Origin of the sequence: Colwellia ponticola, from assembly GCF_005885605.1 — a bacterium.
GTDB lineage: Bacteria > Pseudomonadota > Gammaproteobacteria > Enterobacterales > Alteromonadaceae > Colwellia > Colwellia ponticola.
Map to the genome: position 1 here is coordinate 209289 of NZ_SZVP01000005.1, position 16242 is coordinate 225530.

Below are 16242 nucleotides of genomic sequence, written 5' to 3' on the forward strand. Positions count from 1 at the left end.
ACTATCCTCATTGCGCACGCCTCTACTTTTTATTTTTAATTAATGAGATTTTATGACGTTCCGCAAATCCGCTATTTATTTAGCTATCACCGCAAGTACTATTAATTTTACCGCTTTAGCTGAAGAACCAATAACCCCAAGCGCTGACAACCTGGAAGTCATTACCGTTAACAGTGATTTTCGCCAGCAAAACCTACAAAACGCGCCTGTATCTATGTCGGTGTTAACCGATATTGATATTAAACAGCGTAATGCCAAACACCTAGAAGAGTTAATTGCCGTTAGTCCTAATGTTAACTTTGCCAGTGGCTCACAACGAGCACGTTATTATCAAATTCGTGGCATTGGTGAGCGTAGCCAGTTTCAAGAAACCATAAACCCATCGGTAGGCATGATTATTGATGATGTTGACTTTACCGGTATTGGCAGTGTTGCTTCACTGTTTGACGTAAAACAAGCTGAAGTATTTAGAGGCCCGCAAGGTACGCGTTTTGGCGCTAATGCTATTGCCGGCATGATTAATATTACCACTAATGCTCCTACTGAAAATTTTGAAGGCGCCTTACAACTAGGTGTCGGTAATTACAATAGCTATGATATGGGCGTTGCCTTGTCTGGTCCCGCCACCGATACGGTAAACTACCGCTTAGCGGTTAATCAACATAGTAGTGATGGCTTTACCGAGAACGTTTATTTACAACGTGACGATACTAACAACCGTGATGAATTAAGCGTGCGTGGTAAATTAGCTATTGAGGCAAGTAATAATTTAACCATTGACCTTGCTGGCTATTATTTTGATTTTGATAATGGTTACGATGTTTTTTCATTAGATAACAACAGAGAAACACTGTCTGATGAACCTGGCTTTGACAGCCAAGAAACCAAAGCTTTCTCGGCAAAATTCACCTATAAAGGTTTTGATAGCGTCACTGTGCTCGCCATTGTAAGTAATGCAGATTCTGATTTAGCGTATGGTTTTGATGAAGATTGGGCTTATGTGGGAATATCAGATCCTACTATTAATCCTAATATTCCTTCTGATTTTGAATATTGGGAATATAGCTCTACCGATCATTATTACCGCCAAAAAGAGGTGCTCACAGCTGAGCTACGCGTACTTTCTAATCCTGGCCAAGAGATTTTTAATGGTAGTACTGCTTGGGTTGCCGGCGTGTACTTTAAAAAAGATGATGAAGATCTACTACGTCAATATACTTATAACTCGGCTGATTTCACCTCAACTAATACCAGCAAGAGTATTGCGGCTTATGGACAGTTAGATTCTCAACTAACCGAACGTTGGTCATTAATATCGGGTTTACGTATTGAAAACCGTCAAGCTGACTATAATAATTCGAGCTTATTTAATGATGACATTTCTGACACTATGCTTGGCGGTAAGTTAGTACTTAGTTACCAACAAAGCGATGATAGTTTTTGGTATGCTTCTGTTAACCGTGGCTATAAAGCCGGCGGCCATAATACTGATGGCACATTACCTGAAGATTTACGCACTTTTGATCCTGAGTATTTAGTAAATTACGAGTTGGGTTATAAAGTATCATTACTCGATAACAGTGCTTATATTCGCACTGCTATTTTCTACATGGATCGTGATGATGTTCAAGTAAAAAGCTCTAATACCATAGTTCGCGAAGATGGTAGTGCTGAGTTTATTAGTTATTTAGGCAACGCCACCTCAGGCAGTAATTATGGCGCTGAAATTGAAGCCGCTTGGTACTTAAATGACCTAGTAAATATCTACGGATCACTGGGCTTACTACAAACTGAATTTGACGATTTTATTGATGCCGATGGCAATTCCTTAACGGGTGCAGAGCAAGCTCATGCGCCAAATTATCAATTTAATATTGGGGTAAACTATCAACCAAGTGATCACTGGCTATTTAATCTTTCTGCCGATGGTAAGGATGAGTTTTACTTCTCAGATACGCGATATTATGATTATCAAGGTAATGATACCTACCAAGCAATCCCTGAAGATGATATTAAATCTGAAGCGGTGGTGTTATTAAATGCCTCTATTACTTATTTGCAAGATAACTGGCAGCTTAAAGTTTGGGGTCGTAACCTAGCGAATAAAGATTATGCCAACCGTGGCTTTTACTTTGGTAATGACCCGCGAGATGGTTATACACCAAAGCAATATTCTCAGCTTGCTGAGCCATTAATGTTTGGTGCAACATTAGACTACCAGTTTTAATCGCTATTAATAATGTTGGTAGCATTGGTACTGCTACCAATATGCTTAACAGGTAACTAAAAAGATAATTTAAAGGTAACTTATGAAAATATCAATTGAATTGAGCTTATACCCCCTAGCAGAAGAGCAATATAAAACTGAAATCTGGGCATTTATAAAAAGACTACGCGGTGTTGATGGCTTGCAAGTGGTGACCAACGGCATGAGTACACAAGTATTCGGTGATTATGATTTAGCGGTTAGCCATGTAATGGCTGAAATGAAGCAGGTACATCAAGCAACGGATGCCGCTATTTTTGTCTGTAAATTTATCAACGGTGATCGCTCACAAGTTGAAGCAGAAAGTTAATGTTTGAAATTTTAAATAGTGTCTTAGCGTATTTTCAACAGCTACCTTGGCTTGAGCTCATTGCCATGTTGCTGTCAATTGCTTACGTGATTTTAGCCGCTAAAGGCTCACTATGGTGCTGGCCAGCGGCCTTTATTAGCACGGCACTTTACACTGTTGTTTTTTATGAGGTTCTATTATTAATGGATAGCGCCTTAAATGCTTATTATCTGTTAATGGCTGTTTATGGTTACTGGCAATGGTCTAAAAAGCCACAAGAAAATCAGGCTAACAAAAGTGAGCTCACTATTGTTAGCTGGCAGCTTAACTGGCATATAAAAGCCTGTGCTGCATTAGCAATAGTTGCCCTAGGTCTAGGTTATCTTGTTGATAACTTAACTCCCGCACACTTTCCTTACTTTGATACCTTTACTTCGGTGTATGCGGTCTTTGCTACTTACCTCGTGGCTCAAAAAGTATTAGAAAACTGGCTTTATTGGATTGTTATTGACTTAGCTTCTATCTATTTGTACATCGAGAAAGGCTTAATCCCTACTACCGTGTTATTTATCGTTTTTATTATTGTTGCCGGTTATGGCTATAAAAAATGGTTAAAAGTTTATAAAGAATCTCTCTTTAATCAACACGCTGCTGTTAATTAAGTTTTTACACCCTGATGACTATTAGCCAAGCAGACTATCACTCTCTTAAAGCGCTACCTTGCTTCAGCACCATAGTAGCGGTTGAGTTGTTAGCTGATGGTATGAGTCAAACTTGTATCAAAGTAACCACACCAAAGCATATATTTTTAGCAAAGAAACTCAATGATGCTACAGCTAACACGGAAGTATCTGCTGCACTCATTTGCGCCGAACAAGCCTTAAGCCCTGGCGTGATCCATCATGATAATCAATGGTTGATCACGGAGTTTATTACTGGTTTTAGTTTAAGCAACGCTACACTAAAAAGTGATAAGCAAGTTTCAATAGCTCTTAAATTAATGACAAAGCTACATCAATTAGCACGCTTACAACCAACTGTAAAATATCCGGTAAACGGTGAAATCCCTTTACTAGATATCAAAAAAACAATCACAGCACTACTGGCTAAACCTCTGGCATTTAGCGCTGAAAATAGTCTGGTTTTAATCAAGCTAACTACGGTACTAATGAATGAAATAAACGACCAAATAACGCGATATAAACCTGCTAGCGTAGTTTGCCACGGCGATATTAACTTCTCTAATATACTGATCGGTGCGATAACTAATGATCACATTAATGACATCCCTCAAAGTAAAGATAATCACAATAATAGTATCAAGATTAGTGATCTGGACCGTGTTAAACACAGAGCTTGGTTAATCGATTTTGAATGTGCACATTTAGCTCCGTTAGAATACGACTTAGCGATGTTTATGGCAGTTAATAACATTGCTTTCACTGATAGAAATGAACTGGTAAATACCTACCTAACACTAGCGCCATCCGCTTTCATAAATAAAAAATTACTCACTTATTATCTTCTGTCTAGTTATTTTATTAATGGTTTATGGTATTTAGCCCATAACACTGACTCAACAAGGAAAAGCTCTATGTTTTTACTTGCCACTAAACAATGGTCAGCCTTTGATAATACCCTCAGCCAACAACCATTAGTTTTACCGCAATTAATGCCGCTGATAAGCTAAACTATTAAAACCTACCACTAATAGCCTATTGAGTCTTTGTGATAACAGCTCTATGCTTATCATTATCCCAACGCAGGAGTATTAACTAATGCAATCATTACCTCACCAATATAATGTGACAGCAAACGGTAAATCCGATGACAGTTTAACCATAAGTATCGATAACTTATCAGACTTACCTGTAGCAGCACCGTTACAATTTGGCGGACCTGGCGACAAGTACTCGCCAGAAGACTTATTTATGGCATCTATTTCAAGTTGCTTTGTCTTGTCTTTTAGAGCTATTGCCAGAGCCTCTAAATTTAATTGGACGTCAATACAATGCCATTCGCAAGGCACACTTGACCGGGTTGATGGTACAAACAAATTTACCAAAGTTATCACTGAGGTAAAACTGGTGATAGCAGAGAGCGAAAGCACTGAAATAGCCGAACGTTTACTACACAAAGCAGATAAAACTTGTTTAGTGGCCAACTCATTAAATTGTGAAATGATATTGAATATTGTCGACGTTAGTTATCAATAGTCATGATATTAACAACTAAATTTACAGACAAAAAAAAACCACTTTAATGTATTAAAAGTGGTTTTTATAATCAGAATCTGTATTTACTTCTTAACACTTACTTTAAGCATAAGAAGTCACTAAAACTAGAGGGTATTTATCTACTTACCAATTAACTAAATTAGTTATGCTTAGTAGTTACTTGAATAACACGTAATTGTGCTACTGCACGAGCTAGCTCAGCCGCAGCAATAGCAAAATCAACATCAGAGCCTTGGGCGTTAATGTTCGCTTCTGCACGTTGCTTAGCTTCAAGTGCCGCTTGCTCGTCCAAATCCGCAGCACGTGTAGCAACATCAGCTAACACAGTTACGTTATTTGGTTGAACTTCTAACATACCACCTGAAAGATAGATAACTTCTTCGTTACCATCTTGTTTAGTGATAAGTGCCATACCAGGTTTTAATGAGGTCAGTAAAGGTGCGTGACCAGGTAAAATACCTAACTCACCTTCACTACCTGTGATCTGTAATGATTTAATGCTGCCAGAAAATAAACTTTCTTCGGCGCTTACTACATTCAGATGTACAGTTAATAATGACATTTGACTCGACCTCTTTAATTGTAGGTTGGGCTTTCGCCCATCATAGTTTTATAAAAACCATTGATGCCTTAAAGGCAACCTACAGATAATTACATCTTACTCGCTTTCTCTACGGCTTCTTCAATAGAACCAACCATGTAGAATGCTTGTTCAGGCATATCATCAAAGTCACCTGCTAAAATGCCTTTAAAGCCAGCAATGGTGTCTTTTAATGAAACGTATTTACCTGGAGAACCTGTAAATACTTCGGCAACGAAGAACGGTTGAGATAAGAAACGTTGTATTTTACGTGCACGGAATACAACTTGTTTATCATCTTCAGATAACTCATCCATACCTAATATGGCGATGATATCTTTAAGTTCTTTGTAGCGTTGTAATACTGTTTGAACGCCACGAGCAGTTTCATAATGTTCAGTACCAACCACTAATGGGTCTAACTGACGTGAAGATGAATCTAGTGGGTCAATCGCAGGGTAAATACCTTGCGAAGCAATATCACGGCTTAATACAACAGTTGCATCTAAGTGAGCAAAGGTAGTTGCTGGGCTAGGGTCAGTTAAATCATCCGCAGGTACGTATACCGCTTGGATTGAAGTGATTGAACCTTTGTTTGTTGAAGTAATACGCTCTTGTAGTATACCCATTTCTTCAGCAAGTGTTGGTTGATAACCAACCGCTGATGGCATACGACCAAGTAGTGCTGATACTTCAGTACCCGCAAGAGTATAACGGTAAATGTTATCTACGAAGAATAATACGTCACGACCTTCGTCACGGAATTTTTCAGCCATAGTTAAACCTGTAAAGGCAACACGTAAACGGTTTCCTGGAGGCTCGTTCATTTGACCGTAAACTAACGATACTTTATCAAGTACGTTAGAGTCGTTCATTTCGTGATAGAAATCGTTACCTTCACGTGTACGCTCACCAACACCAGCAAATACTGAGTAACCACTGTGCTCGATCGCGATGTTACGGATAAGTTCCATCATGTTTACTGTTTTACCAACACCAGCACCACCGAAAAGACCTACTTTACCACCCTTAGCGAATGGGCAAACTAAATCGATTACTTTGATACCAGTTTCTAACAATTCATTAGACATTGATTGTTCAGCATAAGCAGGTGCTTGACGGTGAATAGACCAACGGTCTTTTTCGCCAATAGGGCCCGCTTCATCAATTGGCTCACCAAGTACGTTCATGATGCGACCTAAGGTCTCAACACCAACAGGTACTTGAATACCTTGACCTGTATTTTTTACATTCAGTCCACGACGTAAACCGTCTGAAGAACCCATTGCGATAGTACGTACAACGCCGCCACCAAGCTGCTGTTGAACTTCAAGTACTAAACCGTCAAGGTCACCTTCGGTTATTTTTAATGCGTCATATACCTGAGGTACGGCATCTTGTGGAAATTCAACATCCACAACTGCGCCAATTATTTGGACGACTTTACCTGTACTCATGTTTATTCCTCTTAATTTAAGTTAGCTAAGCTTCGCTTAAAGCTAACTTCTCGTTAAATTACGAAAATTGTTATCAGATTACTTCGTTACCGAACTAGTCTATTTACCCTACCGCAGCTGCACCAGCAACAATCTCACCCAATTCTTGAGTAATTGCTGCTTGACGAGCTTTGTTATATACCAATTGTAAGTCATCGATTAAATCACCCGCGTTATCGGTTGCGGCTTTCATCGAGACCATACGAGATGCTTGTTCACAAGCAATATTTTCAACAACACCTTGGTATACTTGAGATTCAACATAACGAACGAGTAATTGATCTAACAATACTTGAGCATCAGGTTCGTAAATATAATCCCAACGATGACTAATTAATTCATCATCTGACTTAGGTAAAGGTAACAATTGATCAATTGTCGGCTCTTGCGTCATGCTATTAACAAATTTGTTATACACAACGTATAGCTTATCAATTTCACCGTTATCATAAGCGTTGAGCATTACCGTAACACTACCAACTAAGTCAGTAAGTGAAGGGGAATCACCCAACCCTGATACTTGTGCAGTTACTTTGGCGCCCATATTATTGAAAAATGAGATGGCTTTTGAGCCAATCACACCAAATTCAACTTTAGCACCTGATGCTTGCTTTTCAGCAGCATCAGCAAGTACTCGTTTAAATAAGTTAATATTTAAACCACCACACAAGCCTCGATCACTTGAGACAACAATGTAGCCAACACGCTTAACTTCTTCACGTTCTTCCAAATAAGGATGACGATATTCTAAGTTACCAAGCGCGATATGACCGATCACATTTCGTATATTTGTCGCATATGGACGAGAGGCCGCCATGCTATCCTGCGCTTTGCGCATTTTACTAGCGGCAACCATTTCCATAGCGCTTGTGATCTTTTGAGTGTTTTTAACACTCGCAATCTTGGTTTTTATTTCTTTACCAATGGCCATGACTCTTCTCCGAAAAGGTTACTTAATTAAAGACTCTAATTACCAAGTTTGCGTTGACTTGAATAACTCAAGTGCTTTATTCAAACTCGCTTCGATATCTTTATTGTAGTCACCGCTTTCGTTGATAGTAGCCATCAACTCAGCATGCTCAGAGTTTACATAGGCATGTAATGCAGCTTCACAGTCAACAATCTTGTTGATTTCAACGTCAGTTAAATAACCTTTTTCTGCGGCAAATAATGACACTGCTGTTTCAGCGATTGACAATGGGCTATATTGCTTTTGCTTCATTAATTCAGTAACACGTTGACCATGTTCTAACTGAGCACGAGTCGCGTCATCTAAATCTGAGGCAAATTGAGCAAATGCTGCTAATTCAGCATATTGAGCTAGTGCTAAACGAATACCGCCACCAAGTTTCTTGATGATTTTCGTTTGTGCAGCACCACCAACACGAGATACTGAAATACCAGCGTTAACTGCAGGACGAATACCTGAGTTAAACAAGTTAGATTCTAAAAAAATCTGACCATCGGTAATTGAGATTACGTTAGTTGGTACGAAAGCAGATACATCACCGGCTTGCGTTTCAATAATTGGTAAGGCAGTTAATGAACCTGTTTTACCTTTAACTTCACCGTTAGTGAATTTTTCAACGTATGCTTCGTTTACACGAGCGGCACGTTCTAATAAACGGCTATGAAGATAGAAAACGTCACCTGGGTAGGCTTCACGACCTGGCGGACGACGTAAAAGTAATGAAATTTGACGGTAAGCAACAGCTTGCTTAGACAAATCATCATATACGATTAGTGCATCTTCACCGCGGTCACGGAAGTATTCACCCATTGAACAACCAGCGTAAGGTGCTAGATATTGTAATGCAGCAGCTTCAGAAGCTGAGGCAACAACAACAATAGTATTTGATAACGCACCATGTTCTTCTAAGTTACGAACAAGGTTCGCTACAGTAGAAGCTTTTTGGCCGATAGCAACATAAACACACTTAATACCTGTGTTCTTTTGGTTGATGATAGCGTCAACAGCAATCGCTGATTTACCGATTTGACGGTCACCAATGATTAATTCACGTTGGCCACGACCAATTGGAATCATAGAGTCAATAGACTTGATACCAGTTTGAACTGGTTGGTCTACTGATTTACGTTCGATAACACCTGGTGCAAGTACTTCTACAGGAGAGAAGCCATCGTTATCAACTGGGCCTTTGCCATCAATTGGTTCACCTAAGGTGTTTACTACGCGGCCTAATAAACCACGACCTACTGGTACTTCTAAAATACGACCAGTACCTTTAACTTTTTGACCTTCCGCTAAATCAGCGTAAGGGCCCATTACTACCGCACCTACCGAATCTCGGTCAAGGTTTAACGCGATAGCAAAACGGCTACCAGGAAGTTCGATCATTTCACCTTGCATTACATCGGCAAGGCCATTTATACGAATAATACCATCTGTTACTGAAACGATAGTACCTTCATTACGAGCTTCGCTGACAACGTTAAACTGTTCAATTCTATTTTTGATCAGTTCAGCGATTTCAGTGGAATTCAGTTGCATGCTCTGTTTCCTTATCTAAGATTGTAGTGTTGTTGCTAAGCGGTTCAATTTACCTTTAACAGAACCATCTATTACCATGTCACCAGCTTTTATAACTAAACCGGAAACGATACTTACATCAACAGTACAATTAAGCTTTACTTTACGTGCCAAGCGTTTTTCAAGCGCGGCGCTTAATGTTGTTTTTTGCTCTGCAGTGACTTCCACAGCAGAGGTTACATCCACATGGATCTCTTTATCAAAATCAGCTTTTAACGCTATAAATTGTTCAAGAACATATGGAAGCACCAACAAACGTTCGTTTTGTGCCATTACTTTCAAGAAGTTTTGGCCTTGACTGTCTACTTGCTCACCACAAACACTTAAAAATAATGTTAGTGATTGCTCAACTGAAGCTCCACCTGAAATATAACTGTTAACAGTTACATCTTTAGCAACTTCAGCGGCAAAAGTTAGCTGGTTTAACCAGCTATCTATTGCCTTCGCTTCGACAGCGAAGTCAAACGCAGCTTTGGCATACGGACGAGCGATACTTGTCAATTCAGACATGGCGCTCCCCTTAAAGCTCAGCGACGAGTTTATCTAAAATGTCGCTATGTGCAGCGGCATCAATTGAACGTTCAAGAATTTTCTCAGCACCAGCAATAGCCAGAATAGCGACTTGTTTACGCAATTCTTCTTTTACACGGTTACGTTCAGTTTCGATTTCTGTGTGGCCAGCAGCTAAGATTCTTACTTTCTCGGCTTCTGCTTTCACAGCAGCTTCTTCAACTATTCGCGTTTCACGCTTTTTTGCTACATCAATAATTTCAGCAGCTTGCGCTTTCGCTTCTTTTAGTTGGGCCGTTGCTTTTTCTTGGGCTAATTCCAAGTCTTTTTCAGCACGGTCTGAAGCAGCTAAACCATCTACGATAATTTTCTGGCGAGCTTCAATAGCATTGTTTAATGGTGGCCATACAAATCTCATACAGAACCAAACAAAAACGATAAATGCTACTAATTCACCAATTAGAGTGGCGTTTAAATTCACAACCGCTCCTCCTTAATAGTAAGCTGTTCAAAGAGTGAATTAAAGTACAAACAATAATACCATCGCGATACCAACACCGATCATTGCAACAGCATCGATTAAACCAGCTAAAATAAACATTTTAACTTGTAATGATGGTGCTAATTCTGGTTGACGTGCACAAGCTTCTAAAAATTTACCGCCCATGTTACCAAAACCGATAGCAGTACCAATAGCACCAAAACCGATAAGTAAAGCAACAGCGATGAACTTGATAGCTTCAGGCATTGTTAATAGTTGTTCCATTTTTTTTCTCCAGGGTTTTTAATTATAAATTAAAGTTAAAGTTAAAGTTAAAGTAAAAAATTAATGATTATCTGAACTTGCCATACTTAAGTAAACAATCGTCAGCATCATAAAGACAAATGCTTGCAATGTAATTACTAATATATGGAATACCGCCCATACAAAGTGCAACGGAAGTTGCATTAAGCCTACCGCGCCGATTAAGATGAAAATCAACTCACCAGCATATAAATTACCGAATAAACGCAGTGCTAACGAAAACGGCTTAGCAAATAATGCAATTGTTTCAAGTAATAAATTACAAGGAATTAAGAATACCATTGCAAGTTTATTTTTCGTGCTAAAAGGATGTAGGGTAAGTTCTTTAACAAAACCGCCTATGCCTTTTATTCTTATTGAGTAAGCTATCATCAACAAGAAGACACCTACAGCTAATGCAGCAGTAAGATTAATATCTGTTGTTGGTACAATTTTCATGTATACATCATGAGAATCCATACCAAAAACATTTTCGCCAACAAAACCGGCAAACGCAGGTAAGAAGTCAACAGGTATTAAATCCATTAAGTTCATCAAGAATACCCAAACAAATATTGTCAGGGCTAATGGTGCAATTAATGTACTCTTGCCTTGAAATGTTTTGGCAACATTATCGCCGACAAAATCAATAACCATTTCAATAAAACATTGAAACTTATCAGGTACACCCGTAGTTGCTTTATTTGCTGCTCTACGGAAGATCCATAAAAACAACACCCCTAAACCAATTGACCAAGCTAGGGTATCTATATGCCATGTCCAGAAGCCACTGTCACTACATGCTTTATTAAATGCTAAACCGTTATCGGTTGTACACATTTTTGCATTAGTTAAGTGATGCTGAATATGGCCTGAGAGAGTAACTTCTTCTGCCATTTTATTATCCCAAAGTTAAAGTTTATAATTCTTTTGTAGTGCTTAACGTTTTGTAAAAAACACCGGCTGTAATAGTGGAAAAAATACTACCACGCAATATGTACTTAAAAATGCCGAAGGTATAATTACCAAAAATTTAAAAACCAACGCAAATAATAGCGCGGTATAGAGCATTTTTAATTTTACGCCACTATAGAAAGACTCTACGACTTTCCTAGATGACTGTGCCCCTGCATATCTAAATGCTTTATAGGCAAAAATTATATTGGGTACTATTGCCACTATGCCGCCAACTAAAGCTGACTTTGCATGAGGTGCACCCCATATAAAATATATTACTAGTGTTGTTAATAGCATTAAAGCTGTCGTGAATAATATTTGTGTACGGGCTATTTTTCGCCCTGCTTTCACCAAAGTATTATTCATATATACTAATAAAAATTCGTTTAAAAGCTTATCAACTTTGTTCTCTATTTAATTACGAATGCTTCATAACCAAACACATATTTTAAAGTAAAAGCTTTAATGCTAAAAAAGTTTGCGCAAGTATACTTAACTTGGTTTTATTTGCAAGATATTAGGGTGATAGATGCACTATATTTGTACTAATAATTTATATTCACCAAAAAAATAGTATTTATCCTACCTAAGCATAAGTAATTCGTAATAATACATTCAAATTAAAGAGTTATAATTTCATACCACAACAAGAATTAAGCTTTATGTCTTTTGCTATGGCCTTCAAAATTCCAATATTAAATCACCAACATCTAAAAATGGTGGATTAAAAAATTTAGCTACAACCAGTAAGTGCACATGAGCTTGATGCACTATTTTCGATCATTACCACCTGTAAATACTATCAAGGCTCTTGTGTTAATTACCTAACACCTAGCCCTACATCATCCAATAATGCTCAAGAACGACGTTTCGTTAACCAAAAAGATATGATACTTGGTATATGAACCATTACGATATTCTATACCTTAATAGGGGTTTTGCGCCCATCCCCTCGAAATCGGCATTAAGGTTGTTATTTAATCAATTAGTTAAGGTATGATTATGAAAAAATAACGCTAAGGCTTTTCACTATCTCTGATCAACAAACAAAACGTATTCAAATACTTACATCGTCAGAAATTAATGAACTCTATGCTCTACCAAACTTTAGCCGTACTGAGCGAGAAGATTATTTCTCTCTCGATAAAGAGACTCAAAAATTAGTTAATACGTTAAGGCAAGTTGAAACGCGAATATACTTTATTCTTTTGTTAGGTTACTTCAGGTCGCGCACCAATAGTATTTAACTTCACGTTTGCAGATGTTGAAGCTGATTATAATTATATTAAAGCTAAGTATTTTAATGACAAAATAACCATAAGCTCATTACTGAAGAGTGGGACGAAATTCAGCATATTGTGTGTTCATTGAGCCGAAAGACTACCACACAAAGTACTATCATTAGAAAGTTGAGTAACGGTAATAGTCGCACATTGGCAGCCCTTCATGAGTATGACCGATTGATCAAATCAATTTATGTTTTGGAGTATGTTGATAATTCAACGCTGCGTCACTATGTTCAACAAGCCCTGAATAGAGGTGAAGCATACCATCAATTAAAACGTACTATAACGTCAGTGAACGGTAATAAATTTCGTGGGGGAAATGACTATCAAGTATCGCAATGGAACGACTGCGCGAGGCTTATTTCAAACTGCATTATTTATTATAATTCAGCACTGCTATCGGCATTTTTACAAATTCAAGAAAGGAACGGCAAACAAGACGTAGTTGAACTTATCTCAAGGTTATCACCTGTTGCTTGGCAGCATATTAATTTGAATGGTGAATATGCCTTTAATAAAGATCGTAAGGAAATTGATTTAATCGGTTTATTAAATGGTATTGAAACACTTGATAATAACAATTGAAAACCAAGATAATAAATTTTTCAGTGACATACACTATGTAAGATTAATGACGAGAGGATGGCCCTCCCCCCTAATACCAATCTAGGCCACACTCTCTAGAGTTCAATAAATGTTAAACAACCGCTAGCCTATTATTTAAATTTCAATGATGAGATTTACATGCTTAAACTTTAGCATTAAATCGAACACTTGTATTTAGTACAATATCGAGAGCATTAAGGTGATCTTCTTTACGGTATAGTGCTCTATTATCATTAGGTTTCATGACAAAATTTCGATCATGGATCTCAGTGAATTCTGTCGAACGCTGCTGTGCTTGTTCGATAATGTCTCTAACGTGAATTCGGCCGACAACATCTTCTTTGGTGTATATTGTATTACTTCTTGATGTCTGTGTTTTCTCTCTAGCTAGGTCCATATTTAAAAAATCAGTGGCTTCAACCAATTTATCACTAGCGTTGAGTTTGGCTTTTAAGTAGTTATATTCTCTTTTTGTTAAATCATGATCAATGATGTCTATTTCATCGCCAGTGTTAGTAAAATCAAATTTTTTGTTTAGTAGGTTGGGTTGCTCTTTTGCCACCTCCGCTAAAATACGCTGAGTTTCAGAGACCATGTCACCAGCATATTTTTGTTGTTCCTTTTCAAGAGCGACTAAGTCTAGAAGACCCTCTTTTAATTCAGCTGCTGTTGGTTTAGTTACTACATTAATTGTTACCGTATTTTGTTGTGATGATCTTGCTATCGTATCGTTAGAGGTACGGGGAGTACTTTGTGTCTTTGACGGGCTTACTTCCATACTATTAATTTGTTGTGCCTGTGTAGGCGAGTTCATTGAAGTAAGTATTGGAGTTGATGCTGACGTAATAGATTTCATGTTCTCTTCCTTTTGAACGTTATTTATAAGCTTTGGCTTATACAGGTTATCGACTGCTTTTCTACTAAATTAAGCTATTTATTTTTAGTTAATAAGGAGCAAGTGAGCTCCGAGGTGCTCACTTAAAAAAGTAAAGTGCTAGCGGTGAATAGTTTCTATAAAGGTTTCATCACAAATGTGGATATAACGCAGACTTCTAACATCCTTATTACTATCACCAATTTGAGAGGCAGGATACATTTCGATGACTTGTGCTGGTTTATATTCAACTTCCCAAACATCCCTAGGTGTCCCAAAGTTAGAGTCAAATCGCTTAGTGATTGTATTGCCAGTACATCGAGGTAAGTCAAATGAAGCCGAAAATTTTCCGAAAACATTTGTCGTAACTACTTCATGTATCTTCTCACCATTAACGGCTGTTACAACGACCATCTGTTCACCAATAACGGGGGCACCATTGGCATCAGCCACCCTGCCTCCTGCACTCAAGTTTGAGTAGGCTTCTGTATGAAAGTAGTGTACTAAATCAGTTAGGTTTTGATCTGTTGTCCAAACATCATAATTAGCAAAAGTATCAAATGCATTACTGGTGTTAATTTGATAGTTATTTAATGATGAAGTTGTTGTGTTTGGTTTGGCAAGTGCACGCTTTCGTTCAGAAGCTTTTATCATTTTTTGCCATAACTTCCGTAATAATTTCTACTTTAAAAGCTCTTTAGCGTACATCTTTTAATAAAGCCCCATCCAAGTATTTAGAGCACCTCTTATAAAAATTGAATTGCTATACCGTGATCTCTACATAATTCAGGATACAAAAGAGTCTTATCTTTATGTCATCGAGACTCTAGTGCTGGACCAAATAGTTTTATAAATAATTATAAATCATCTGTTTAATGAGATTGGTATAATATAATAACGTCACTCTTAATTTACTTCAGCAACTTACATCTGCTAGATCGGCACGATCGCAGTAGGGTGTGACGGTTTTGTCGAGGCAAGCATCGACTTATACGACAACTAACCATGCAATCCGTTCATTTTTCAAATCCCAGGAAGCAAAAAACCCGTAGCGTTAACGACGGGTTTTTTTAGTGCTTTCGCACAAATGAGCCGTGGAGAATGTCCGGCTACGCTCTCACATGGGCATGTCTGGTATTAGTCACACTACCCTTGGCGCATGGGTTCAATCTACCTGTTTTTCAAATTTTTTCGTAAGCGTCTAGCCAAGTGCACCTGCAAGTAACTCGTCAAAACGATTAAGCTATTTCTGAATTTCAATTAGGAGATAGCTATGAGAAAAACACGTAGCCTTGAGCAGTGGCGTGGTATTATAGAAGAGCAACAATCGAGTGATTTAACTATCACTGAGTATTGTCAGCAAAATGCTTTATCAAAAACAACTTTTTATGCCGCAAAAAACAAGCTAAAGGCATTACCTGACAATTTTGTTCGCGCCAAAATCACTAAACAACCTGACGTTATCAAACCGCAACAACCAATAACCCTCATCGTTGGCAAAGTAAAAGTCAGCTTGCCACCCACAACACCTGCAACTTACCTCAGCCAATTGTTACGCGAGTTTGCCTGATGAAAATGTTTGTTGAACCCGAGCGTATTTATTTACACCGCGATGCGGTGGATTTTCGAAAATCGATTGATGGTCTGGTCGCCATCGTTGAAGGCGAGCTTGAACGTGATGCCTACACTGGCGCGCTATTTTTGTTTTCCAACAAAGCGAAAGATAAACTCAAATTAGTGTACTGGGATAAAACGGGGTTTGCTTTGTGGTATAAGCGACTCGAAAAACAAAAGTTCAAATGGCCA

At 38.2% G+C, this 16242-nt stretch carries 20 protein-coding genes; 9 read left to right on the plus strand and 11 right to left on the minus strand.

The genetic code is table 11. The features are described from left to right. Nucleotides 1-52 precede the first annotated feature (52 nt). The 5 genes from FCS21_RS08140 to FCS21_RS08160 all read left to right on the plus strand — a co-directional run bounded on the left by FCS21_RS08140 (nt 53) and on the right by FCS21_RS08160 (nt 4771). Nucleotides 53-2227, plus strand: a complete 2175-nt coding sequence (locus FCS21_RS08140; protein ID WP_138622240.1) for a TonB-dependent receptor — start codon at nt 53-55, stop codon at nt 2225-2227. 82 nt (nt 2228-2309) lie between these two features. Continuing rightward, nucleotides 2310-2576 carry a hypothetical protein gene (locus tag FCS21_RS08145; protein WP_138622242.1) on the plus strand — a complete coding sequence of 89 codons (267 nt, stop codon included), beginning with the start codon at nt 2310-2312 and terminating at the stop codon, nt 2574-2576. Continuing rightward, complete coding sequence (gene pnuC / locus FCS21_RS08150; RefSeq protein ID WP_138622244.1) at nt 2576-3217, plus strand: nicotinamide riboside transporter PnuC; 642 nt, start codon at nt 2576-2578, stop codon at nt 3215-3217. The genes FCS21_RS08145 and pnuC overlap by 1 nt, the downstream gene beginning before the upstream one ends. Nucleotides 3218-3231: 14 nt before the next feature. Continuing rightward, a complete protein-coding gene (locus tag FCS21_RS08155; RefSeq protein ID WP_138622246.1) occupies nt 3232-4245 on the plus strand; it encodes a protein kinase family protein in 1014 nt (337 codons plus the stop codon). Between the two features lie 88 nt (nt 4246-4333). After that, nucleotides 4334-4771 carry an OsmC family protein gene (locus FCS21_RS08160; protein ID WP_138622248.1) on the plus strand — a complete coding sequence of 146 codons (438 nt, stop codon included), beginning with the start codon at nt 4334-4336 and terminating at the stop codon, nt 4769-4771. A gap of 160 nt (nt 4772-4931) precedes the next feature. Here FCS21_RS08160 and FCS21_RS08165 read toward each other — a convergent pair whose 3' ends face one another. The 9 genes from FCS21_RS08165 to FCS21_RS08205 all read right to left on the minus strand — a co-directional run bounded on the left by FCS21_RS08165 (nt 4932) and on the right by FCS21_RS08205 (nt 12036). Then, nucleotides 4932-5354, minus strand: coding sequence for a F0F1 ATP synthase subunit epsilon (locus FCS21_RS08165; RefSeq protein WP_138622250.1), 423 nt, complete (start codon nt 5352-5354; stop codon nt 4932-4934). Between the two features lie 89 nt (nt 5355-5443). Beyond that, entirely contained in the window at nt 5444-6829 is a 1386-nt protein-coding gene (gene atpD, locus FCS21_RS08170; protein ID WP_138622252.1) for a F0F1 ATP synthase subunit beta, read from the minus strand. 103 nt (nt 6830-6932) lie between these two features. Continuing rightward, nucleotides 6933-7799, minus strand: a complete 867-nt coding sequence (atpG, locus tag FCS21_RS08175; RefSeq protein WP_138622254.1) for a F0F1 ATP synthase subunit gamma — start codon at nt 7797-7799, stop codon at nt 6933-6935. Nucleotides 7800-7838: 39 nt separating this feature from the next. Then, on the minus strand, nt 7839-9380 hold the full coding sequence (gene atpA, locus FCS21_RS08180) for a F0F1 ATP synthase subunit alpha (protein WP_138622256.1): 1542 nt from the start codon (nt 9378-9380) through the stop codon (nt 7839-7841). Nucleotides 9381-9395: 15 nt separating this feature from the next. Beyond that, a complete protein-coding gene (gene atpH, locus FCS21_RS08185) occupies nt 9396-9929 on the minus strand; it encodes a F0F1 ATP synthase subunit delta (protein WP_138622258.1) in 534 nt (177 codons plus the stop codon). Between the two features lie 10 nt (nt 9930-9939). Then, on the minus strand, nt 9940-10410 hold the full coding sequence (gene atpF / locus FCS21_RS08190; protein WP_138622260.1) for a F0F1 ATP synthase subunit B: 471 nt from the start codon (nt 10408-10410) through the stop codon (nt 9940-9942). A gap of 39 nt (nt 10411-10449) precedes the next feature. Next, entirely contained in the window at nt 10450-10695 is a 246-nt protein-coding gene (atpE, locus tag FCS21_RS08195; RefSeq protein WP_442548485.1) for a F0F1 ATP synthase subunit C, read from the minus strand. Nucleotides 10696-10755: 60 nt separating this feature from the next. Beyond that, nucleotides 10756-11610, minus strand: a complete 855-nt coding sequence (atpB, locus tag FCS21_RS08200) for a F0F1 ATP synthase subunit A (RefSeq protein WP_138622262.1) — start codon at nt 11608-11610, stop codon at nt 10756-10758. A gap of 42 nt (nt 11611-11652) precedes the next feature. After that, entirely contained in the window at nt 11653-12036 is a 384-nt protein-coding gene (locus FCS21_RS08205) for an ATP synthase subunit I (protein WP_138622264.1), read from the minus strand. Between the two features lie 695 nt (nt 12037-12731). Between FCS21_RS08205 and FCS21_RS17155 the strand changes: the two genes are divergently transcribed. Both FCS21_RS17155 and FCS21_RS08215 read left to right on the plus strand, forming a co-directional pair. Then, the gene (locus FCS21_RS17155; RefSeq protein WP_371287225.1) at nt 12732-12917 is read left to right on the plus strand and encodes a DUF4158 domain-containing protein; all 186 of its coding nucleotides are present in this window, start codon (nt 12732-12734) and stop codon (nt 12915-12917) included. 78 nt (nt 12918-12995) lie between these two features. Continuing rightward, a complete protein-coding gene (locus tag FCS21_RS08215; RefSeq protein WP_222927959.1) occupies nt 12996-13541 on the plus strand; it encodes a Tn3 family transposase in 546 nt (181 codons plus the stop codon). A 163-nt stretch (nt 13542-13704) separates the two neighbouring features. Here FCS21_RS08215 and FCS21_RS08220 read toward each other — a convergent pair whose 3' ends face one another. Next, entirely contained in the window at nt 13705-14418 is a 714-nt protein-coding gene (locus tag FCS21_RS08220) for a hypothetical protein (protein ID WP_138622266.1), read from the minus strand. A 138-nt stretch (nt 14419-14556) separates the two neighbouring features. Beyond that, on the minus strand, nt 14557-15090 hold the full coding sequence (locus FCS21_RS08225; protein WP_138622268.1) for a hypothetical protein: 534 nt from the start codon (nt 15088-15090) through the stop codon (nt 14557-14559). Between the two features lie 619 nt (nt 15091-15709). Between FCS21_RS08225 and tnpA the strand changes: the two genes are divergently transcribed. Both tnpA and tnpB read left to right on the plus strand, forming a co-directional pair. After that, the gene (gene tnpA, locus FCS21_RS08230) at nt 15710-16006 is read left to right on the plus strand and encodes an IS66 family insertion sequence element accessory protein TnpA (RefSeq protein ID WP_138622270.1); all 297 of its coding nucleotides are present in this window, start codon (nt 15710-15712) and stop codon (nt 16004-16006) included. A gap of 5 nt (nt 16007-16011) precedes the next feature. Further along, nucleotides 16012-16242: IS66 family insertion sequence element accessory protein TnpB (gene tnpB, locus FCS21_RS08235; RefSeq protein ID WP_171035662.1), on the plus strand; the 231-nt coding region annotated here is incomplete at its 3' end.

What these genes read in the sequence shown, in the direction of transcription:
- FCS21_RS08140 (WP_138622240.1), top strand. Translation starts at nt 53, where the DNA reads ATGACGTTCCGCAAATCCGCTATTTATTTAGCTATCACCGCAAGTACT.
- atpH (WP_138622258.1), bottom strand. Translation starts at nt 9,929, where the DNA reads ATGTCTGAATTGACAAGTATCGCTCGTCCGTATGCCAAAGCTGCGTTT.
- FCS21_RS08145 (WP_138622242.1), top strand. Translation starts at nt 2,310, where the DNA reads ATGAAAATATCAATTGAATTGAGCTTATACCCCCTAGCAGAAGAGCAA.
- FCS21_RS08220 (WP_138622266.1), bottom strand. Translation starts at nt 14,418, where the DNA reads ATGAAATCTATTACGTCAGCATCAACTCCAATACTTACTTCAATGAAC.
- FCS21_RS08225 (WP_138622268.1), bottom strand. Translation starts at nt 15,090, where the DNA reads ATGATAAAAGCTTCTGAACGAAAGCGTGCACTTGCCAAACCAAACACA.
- atpA (WP_138622256.1), bottom strand. Translation starts at nt 9,380, where the DNA reads ATGCAACTGAATTCCACTGAAATCGCTGAACTGATCAAAAATAGAATT.
- tnpA (WP_138622270.1), top strand. Translation starts at nt 15,710, where the DNA reads ATGAGAAAAACACGTAGCCTTGAGCAGTGGCGTGGTATTATAGAAGAG.
- atpB (WP_138622262.1), bottom strand. Translation starts at nt 11,610, where the DNA reads ATGGCAGAAGAAGTTACTCTCTCAGGCCATATTCAGCATCACTTAACT.
- FCS21_RS08205 (WP_138622264.1), bottom strand. Translation starts at nt 12,036, where the DNA reads ATGAATAATACTTTGGTGAAAGCAGGGCGAAAAATAGCCCGTACACAA.
- FCS21_RS08165 (WP_138622250.1), bottom strand. Translation starts at nt 5,354, where the DNA reads ATGTCATTATTAACTGTACATCTGAATGTAGTAAGCGCCGAAGAAAGT.
- FCS21_RS08160 (WP_138622248.1), top strand. Translation starts at nt 4,334, where the DNA reads ATGCAATCATTACCTCACCAATATAATGTGACAGCAAACGGTAAATCC.
- FCS21_RS08155 (WP_138622246.1), top strand. Translation starts at nt 3,232, where the DNA reads ATGACTATTAGCCAAGCAGACTATCACTCTCTTAAAGCGCTACCTTGC.
- atpG (WP_138622254.1), bottom strand. Translation starts at nt 7,799, where the DNA reads ATGGCCATTGGTAAAGAAATAAAAACCAAGATTGCGAGTGTTAAAAAC.
- atpE (WP_442548485.1), bottom strand. Translation starts at nt 10,695, where the DNA reads ATGGAACAACTATTAACAATGCCTGAAGCTATCAAGTTCATCGCTGTT.
- atpD (WP_138622252.1), bottom strand. Translation starts at nt 6,829, where the DNA reads ATGAGTACAGGTAAAGTCGTCCAAATAATTGGCGCAGTTGTGGATGTT.
- pnuC (WP_138622244.1), top strand. Translation starts at nt 2,576, where the DNA reads ATGTTTGAAATTTTAAATAGTGTCTTAGCGTATTTTCAACAGCTACCT.